This window comes from Arthrobacter sp. P1_B4 (assembly GCF_056406555.1).
This window is the reverse complement of record NZ_JBFTZW010000189.1, coordinates 1-1,526: the sequence shown is the minus strand read 5'-3', so window position 1 is coordinate 1,526 and position 1,526 is coordinate 1. Positions and strand designations below refer to the sequence as shown.

Here is a 1,526-nt window from a genome sequence, read left to right as displayed (position 1 = left end):
ACACAACTATGGACAACCGGCTAACACCGGTGACGCCCGACATTCCTAGACCAGCGGCACCCCTCCAGCCGAACACCTCGTCCTGCGGTAACCAACCCGCGCATATCAGCCAGACAGCGCTCCCTCGTCGAACATGACGCGCCAGCCAACCGGACGACGCCGAAGAACGGATACGAAAAGAGCGGTCCAAGACAAACCAGCCCTGGACCGCTCACCCTTGCCCTATTGACAAGAACACCTACATATCAGGTGTACTGAGCCGGGACGTTGTTGACATGTGGGGCTTGAAAACGAGGAGGACCTCCGGGCTAAGTGGAGCTGTCTAGTTCACACACTTGGCGCTCGGAGGTCCTCGTGTCCCACGTTAATGCCGGGTTGACGGTTCATGGAAGACTCCTGATCGTTGACCGGGTGGCCGCCGGCCGCCCGGTCGCCCATATCGCTGCCGAACTGGGCGTGTCCCGGCAGACCGCGTACCGGTGGATCCGACGATTCCGCGCCGAGGGCGCAGCCGGTCTGCCGGACCGCTCAAGCCGGCCGAGGTCATCACCGGCCCGGACGAGTTCCGACCGTGAGCTAGCCGTCCTGGACGCCCGGCGGTCGTTACGGTTCGGTCCGCTGCGGATCGCCGCGTTCACCGGCGTCCCGGCCCGGACCGTGTCCCGGATCCTGCACCGGCACGGGGTCCCGCGGCTGGCGGACTGCGATCCGCTGACGGGTGCCCCGATCCGCGCCGCCCGGACCATGGCGAAGCGGTACGAGCGGGCACGGCCCGGGGAACTGGTCCATCTGGACGTCAAGAAGCTCGGACGCATCCCGGACGGCGGCGGCTGGCGGGCCCACGGCCGCTCGGAGCAGGTCAAGGGACGCGGAATCGGTTACGACTACGTCCACGTCGCGATCGATGACCACTCCCGCATCGGCTACGCCGAGGTCCTTCCCGATGAGAAGGGCGCCACAGCGGCCGGGTTCCTCACCCGCGCCGCGGGCTACTTCGCCGGCCACGGCATCCAATGGATCGAACGCGTCATCACCGACAACGCCTTCGCCTACCGCAACTCCACAATGTTCCGTCAGGCAGTCGCAGATCTCGGAGCAGTTCAGCGCTTCATCAAGCCCCACTGCCCCTGGACCAACGGCAAAGCCGAACGCTTCAACCGGACCCTGCAAACCGAATGGGCCCACCGGCAGGTCTTCACCAGCAGTAACGACCGCCAATCCGCACTTGCGCCCTGGCTCCAGCACTACAACACTGAACGAATCCACACCGGCATCGGAACCACACCCATCACCCGGGTGTCACCAACCTGATGGCTCAGTACACCTGATATGTAGGTGTTCTTGTCAATAGGGCAAGGGTGAGCGGTCCAGGGCTGGTTTGTCTTGGACCGCTCTTTTCGTATCCGTTCTTCGGCGTCGTCCGGTTGGCTGGCGCGTCATGTTCGACGAGGGAGCGCTGTCTGGCTGATATGCGCGGGTTGGTTACCGCAGGACGAGGTGTTCGGCTGGAGGGGTGCCGCTGGTCT

1 protein-coding gene is annotated in these 1,526 nt (G+C 64.6%); it reads left to right on the top strand.

Annotated features, from left to right (window positions below; genetic code table 11):
* Positions 1 to 354 precede the first annotated feature (354 nt).
* Positions 355 to 1,311 carry an IS481 family transposase gene (locus AC1D1W_RS20630; RefSeq protein WP_476944690.1) on the top strand — a complete coding sequence of 319 codons (957 nt, stop codon included), beginning with the start codon at positions 355 to 357 and terminating at the stop codon, positions 1,309 to 1,311.
* Positions 1,312 to 1,526 lie beyond the last annotated feature (215 nt).